Here is a 6,860-nt window from a genome sequence, read left to right as displayed (position 1 = left end):
CCCCACAACTCCCGCCCCATCCCCACCCACTGCGCCCCCTGCCCCGGGAACACGAACACCACCCGATCCGCACCACCCGTCACCGCACCCCGCACGACGGCCGATGGACTCCCGCCGTCATCGGCCGCGAGCCCCTTGGCCCCGAGGATCAGGTCGGCCTTCTCGGCGCCCAGGACGACGGCCCGGTTCTCGAAGGCCGTACGCGTCGACGCCAACGACCACGCCACATCCACCGGACGTGGCTCGCCTGCCGTCGATTCCGCGTAGGACGCCAGGCGGCCCGCCTGACCTGCAAGGCCCTCCCCGCCACGACCCGACACCACCCACGGCACCACATCACCGGCCTCGAACACCGGCACCGCATCCACACCCTCGGAAGCCGGCTCCGCCACCGCCGGAGCCTCCTCCAACACCACATGCGCATTCGTCCCGCTGATCCCGAACGACGACACACCGGCCCGGCGCGGACGCCCCTCTGTCTCCGGCCAGCCCACCGCCTCCGTCAGCAACGACACCTCCCCCGCCGACCAGTCGACATGCGACGACGGCGCGTCGACGTGCAGTGTGCCCGGCACGATCCCGTGCCGCATGGCGAGCACCATCTTCATCACGCCTGCCATGCCGGACGCGGTCTGGGTGTGCCCGATGTTCGACTTGACCGAGCCGATGAGCAGCGGCTTTTCGGACGGACGGTCCTGTCCGTACGTCGCCAGCAGGGCCTGCGCCTCGATCGGATCGCCCAGCCGCGTGCCCGTGCCGTGCGCCTCGACGACATCCACGTCACCGCCGGTGAGGCGGGCGTCGGCGAGGGCGGCGCGGATGACTCGTTGCTGCGAAGGGCCGTTGGGCGCGGTCAGGCCGTTGCTCGCCCCGTCCTGGTTGATCGCCGAACCGCGCACCACCGCCAGCACCGGATGGCCGTTGCGGCGGGCGTCCGACAGCCGCTCCAGCAGGAGCACCCCCACGCCCTCGGCGAGGGAGAAGCCGTCGGCGGCCTCGGCGAAGGGCTTGCACCGGCCGTCGGGGGCGAGGCCCCGCTGCCGGCTGAAGCCCACGAACGGCACCGGATCGGCCATGACCATCGCCGCGCCCGCCAGCGCCATCGAGCACTCTCCGGACCGCAGCGCCCGTACCGCGAGATGCAGCGCGACCAGCGACGAGGAGCACGCGGTGTCCACGGTCACCGCCGGTCCCTCCAGACCGAGGACGTAGGAGACCCGGCCCGAGGCGACGGCGGTCGAGGCGCCGGTGACGAGGTAGCCCTCGGTGCCGTCGGTGCCACGGCTGAGCAGGGTGCCGTAGTTCTGGTCCGTCAGACCGGTGAAGACGCCGGTGCTGCTGCCGCGCAGGGTCCTCGGGTCGATGCCGGCCTGCTCGAACGCCTCCCAGGACGTCTCCAGGAGCAGTCGCTGCTGGGGATCCATCGCCGCCGCCTCGCGCGGGGAGATCCCGAAGAAGGCCGCGTCGAACTCCCCGGCGTCGTGCAGGAAGCCGCCGTGCCGGACGTAGCTGGTGCCGGGCCGGTCGGGGTCGGGGTCGTAGAGCCGGGTCGTGTCCCAGCCCCGGTCGGCGGGGAAGCCGGTGATGACGTCCTGGCCGTCGGTGACGACCCGCCAGAGGTCCTCGGGGGACGTGATGCCGCCCGGATAGCGGCATCCCATGCCGACGACCGCGATGAGGTCGTCATCGGCGGCGGGCGCTGGTGGACCGGCCGCGACTGCGGACGACTCCGAGTGCTGCCCCGGTGCGGCAGGGTCTCCGAGGGCCAGCCGGCGGAGGTGGGCGGCGAGGGCGAGCGGAGTGGGGTGGTCGAAGACGACCGTCGTCGGGATCTTCAGGCCCGTGCGGGCGGTGAGCCGGTTGCGCAGTTCGACGGCGCTGACCGAATCGAAGCCCAACTCCTTGAAGGCGTAGGCGGCGTCGACGGCGGCCGCCGAGTCATGACCGAGCACGACGGCCGCCTCGGACCGGACGAGGTCCTGGACGAAACGGTCGTGTTCGGCGACGGACAAGGTTCCGAGCCGCTGCGCGAGGCTCGACGCCGCGGTGTCCGTGCCCTGTGCGTCCCGTTCGCCGGCGCCTCGGGTCTGGTCATCCCGCGGTTCCAGTGCGGCGATGAGCGGAGAAGGCCGGGCGGCACTGAAGACGGGCACGAAACGCGCCCAGTCGACGTCGGCGACCGCCACGACCGTGTCGTCGTGGTCGAGCGCCTCCTGCAGAGCCACCATCGCCGGTTCCGCCGCGATGACGGGGATGCCGCGGCGGCGCAGCGGGTCGCGCATGTCCTCGGCGATCATGCCGCCGCCGTCCCAGGGGCCCCAGGCCACCGAGAGCACCGGAAGCCCGCTTGTGCGGCGCGCGCGCTCGGCGAGGGCGTCCAGGCAGGCGTTGGCGGCGGCGTACGCCGCGTGGTCGGCGACGCCCCAGACACCCGAGATCGAGGAGAAGAAGATCAGCGCGTCGGTCTCGGCCGGGTCGAGGACCTCGGTGAGGTGCCGTGCCCCGGCGACCTTGCCCGCGGCGACCTCGGCGAACTCCGCCATGCTGAGGTCGGCGAGCGTCTGGAGGGTGCCGACACCTGCGGCGTGCACGACGGTGCGGACCGTACGGCCGTCCGCGCGCAGGGAACTCAGCAGATACCCGAGTGCCGCGACGTCGGCCACGTCGCATGCGGTGACGGTCAACCGGGCGCCCAGCGCGGCGACTTCCGCCTCCAGCTCCGCCAGGGCCGCGTCGTCGCGCCGGCCCCGCCGGCTGACCAGCACCACGTCCTGGGCACCGCCGCGCGCCAGCCACCGTGCGACATGCGCGCCGAGCGCACCAGTTCCGCCGGTCACCAGGGCGGTACCGCGCGGCGACCAACGCCGACCGGACGACCGCCCGGCAGCCGACCGGGGGGCCGGCACCAGGCGCCGCACGAAGGTCGTGTTCGCCCGCAGGGCCAGCTGATCCTCCGCGCTGTCGCCGTACGAGGCCAGAACGGCGCAGAGAGCACCGGTGTCCCGTGCGTCGAGCCGCTCGGGAAGGTCCACCAGCCCACCCCAGCGTTCCGGGAACTCCAGGGCCGCGACCCGGCCCAGCCCCCAGACGGCTGCCTGTCCCGGCCGGGCGACCGGCTCCTGGTCCCCGACCGCCACGGCACCTTGCGTGACGCACCACAGGGGCGCGTGCAACCCGGCCCGGCCCAGTGCCTGGAGGAGGGAGACGGTGAGCGCGGCCCCGGTGGACAGCACGGGATGGCCGGGCAACGGGTTCTCGTCCAGGCCCAGCAACGACAGCACGCCGCTGAGCGGCACCGCGGGATCGCCCGACGCGGCGTCGAGCGCGGACTTCAGAACATCGCGGTCGGCGTGGCGCGACGTGAGTTCGAGGACGCGTACGTCGGCGCCGTGGGCCGTCAGACCGCCCGAGAGGGAGGTGATGAGGCCGGTGTCGGGGTGTCCCTGCGGTACGACGAGCAGCCAGGGACCGGTCAGGTCGACGGCGCGCGTGTCCTGGGCGACCGGCTTCCAGACCACCTTGTACCGCCAGCCGTCCACCGCCGAGCGCGCCACCTGTTCCCTGCGCCACCCCGACAGCACCGGAAGAACACCGGCCAGCGCCTCACTGTCGGACACCCGCAACGTCCCCGCCAGCGCCTCCAGATCCTCACGCTCGACCGCCTCCCAGAAGCGGGCGTCCACCACCTCCTGCCCGGACATCCCCACCCCTGCCGGAACCGTCTTCTCCAGCCAGTAACGACGGCGCTGGAAGGCGTAGGTGGGCAGCGGGACGGTACGGGCGTCGTGGCCGGCCAACACCGCCGTCCAGTCCACCGGGATGCCGCGCACCCACGCCTCAGCGAGGGAAGTCACGAAGCGGTGGGCGTCGCCCTTGTCCCGACGCAGCGTGCCGACCACGACCGCCTCGGGGGCCGCCTCCTGCACCGCCATACCCAGCACCGGGTGGGAACTGACCTCGACGAACGCCCCGTAACCCTGTGCCAGCAGGCCTTCGACGGCGTCAGCGAAACGCACCCGCTGACGCAGATTCCGATACCAGTAACCCCCGTCCAGCCCAGCGGTGTCGATGACCTCCGCCTCGGTCGTCGAGAAGAACGGCACCTGGCCGGGGCGGGGGGCGACCGGTGCGAGGACCCGGGCCAGCTCGGCCTCGATGGCCTCCACGTGCCGGGTGTGGGAGGCGTAGTCCACCGGGACACGACGCGCCCGGATGCCACCGCTCTCGCAGTGCGCCATCAGCTCATCCAGCGCATCCGCATCCCCCGCCACCACCACCGAACCAGGACCGTTCACCGCAGCCACATCGATACGGCCCGCCCAGCCGGCCAGCAACTCCTCCACAGCTGCCGGCGCAAGAGGCACGGACACCATCCCCCCGCGCCCCGCGATCGCCCGGATCGCCCGCGACCGCAACGCCACCACCCGCGCCCCGTCCTCCAACGACAGACCACCCGCCACCACCGCAGCCGCGATCTCCCCCTGCGAATGACCCACCACCACCGACGGCACAACCCCACACCCACGCCACACCGCCGCCAACGACACCATCACCGCCCACGACACCGGCTGCACCACATCCACATCAACCAGTTCGCAGCCGCCCCGCACCACCTCACTCAACGACCACTCCACATGCGGGGAAAGCGCACGCTCACACGCCTCCATCGACGCAGCGAACACCGGCGAGGCACCCCACAACTCCCGCCCCATCCCCACCCACTGCGCCCCCTGCCCCGGGAACACGAACACCACGTCACCGGCAGCACGAGCAGCCCGCCCGCTCACCACGGAGGACGGCGTCATCCCGTCATCGGCCGCCAGTCCCTTGGCCCCGAGGATCAGGTCGGCCTTCTCGGCGCCCAGGACGACGGCTCGGTTCTCGAACGCCGTACGCGTCGACGCCAACGACCACGCCACATCCACCGCCCGGACATCCTCGCCGACCGACCTCACGTACGAAGCGAGACGGCCGGCCTGACCCGCCAGCCCCTCCCCGCCACGACCCGACACCACCCACGGCACCACATCACAGGCCTCGAACACCGGCACCGCATCCACACCCTCGGAAGCCGGCTCCGCCACCGCCGGAGCCTCCTCCAACACCACATGCGCATTCGTCCCGCTGATCCCGAAGGACGACACACCGGCCCGGCGCGGACGCCCCTCGACCTCGGGCCAGTCCACCGCCTCCGTCAGCAACGACACCTCCCCCGCCGACCAGTCGACATGCGGCGTCGGCTCGTCGACATGAAGGGTCCGGGGAAGCACCCCGTGCTGCAACGCCAGCACCATCTTCATCACACCGACCACGCCCGCGGCGGCCTGCGTGTGACCGACGTTGGACTTCAACGAGCCGAGCCACAGGGGTCGTTCCGGGTCCCTGCCCTGGCCGTAGGTCGCCAGCAGGGCCTGTGCCTCGATCGGGTCACCCAGCGTGGTACCCGTGCCGTGCGCCTCCACCGCGTCCACGAGATCCGCGCTCAGACGGGCGTTGGCCAGCGCCGCACGGATCACCCGCTCCTGCGAAGGACCGTTGGGCGCCGTCAGACCATTGCTCGCCCCGTCCTGGTTGACCGCCGAACCCCGCACCACCGCCAGCACCGGATGACCATTGCGCCGCGCATCCGACAACCGCTCCAGCAACAGCACCCCCACACCCTCACCCCAGCCCGTGCCGTCCGCACCCGCCGCGAACGGCTTGCACCGACCATCCGGCGCAAGCCCACGCTGCCTGCTGAACTCCACGAAGATGCCAGGCTCGGCCATCACGGTCGCGCCTCCGGCGAGCGCGAACGAGCACTCTCCCGAGCGCAGCGCCTGGACCGCCAGATGCAGTGCCACCAGCGACGAGGAGCACGCCGTGTCCACCGTCACCGCCTGCCCACGCAGGCCGAGGACATAGGCGATCCGCCCGCTGGCCACACTGCAGGAGGTGCCGGTCAGGAGATATCCGTCGACGGACTCGGGGGCTCGGTGCAGTCCGGGGCCGTACTCCTGCTGCATGAGTCCTACGAACACTCCGCCGTCGCGCTCACGGAGCGTCTCCGGGTCGATCCCGGCCCGCTCCAGTGCTTCCCAGGAGGTCTCCAGCAGCAGCCGCTGCTGCGGGTCCATGGCGACGGCCTCGCGCGGCGAGATACCGAAGAAGCCGGCGTCGAAGTCGCCCGCGTCGTACAGGAACGAGCCCGAGCGTGCGTAGGTGGTCCCATGCTGCTGCGGGTCGGGATCGTACAGGTCGTCCAGATCCCATCCACGGTCGGTGGGAAAGCCGGAGATGGTGTCAGCGCCGGCGGAGAGCAGTTCCCACAACTCTTCCGGTGTGCGGATGCCACCGGGCAGACGGCAGCCCATGGCCACGATGGCGATGGGCTCGTCGTCGGTGGCGGGCGTCGAGTCCACGGAGTCCTCGGGAACCGGGTCGCTGCCACCGTGCAGCAGACCGCGCACATGGAGGGCGAGTGCCTGGGGAGTGGGGTGATCGAAGAGAACCGAGGCCGGCAGGGGGAGCCCGGTGTCCGCGACCAGGCGGTTGCGCAGTTCGACAGAGGTCGCGGAATCGAAGCCCTGCGCCTTGAAAGTGAGGGCGGCGTCGACATCGGCGGCCGTGGCATGGCCCAGCACGGCGGCGGCATGGGCCCGGATGCGCTGCACCCAGTCGTTACGCAGCTCCGGCCGGGTAAGAACCTCGGCTTCCTCCGACTCGACGGGGTCCCCGAGGGGACGTGTGAGACGCCGGCTCGCGCCACCGTCGAGCCAGTAACGACGGCGCTGGAAGGCGTAGGTGGGCAGCGGGACGGTACGGGCGTCGTGGCCGGCCAACACCGCCGTCCAGTCCACCGGGATGCCGCGCACCCACGC

At 72.0% G+C, this 6,860-nt stretch carries 1 protein-coding gene; it reads right to left on the bottom strand.

From position 1 onward, the window contains the following. The coding region (locus tag ACFY30_RS39250) for a type I polyketide synthase (protein ID WP_390849937.1) at window positions 1-6,860 on the bottom strand (6,860 nt) is incomplete at both ends.

Origin of the sequence: Streptomyces sp. NPDC000345 (assembly GCF_042898825.1) — a bacterium.
Taxonomy (GTDB): Bacteria; Actinomycetota; Actinomycetes; order Streptomycetales; family Streptomycetaceae; genus Streptomyces.
The sequence above is the reverse complement of the archived record's forward strand: the minus strand, read 5'-3'. Positions and strand labels throughout refer to the sequence as shown.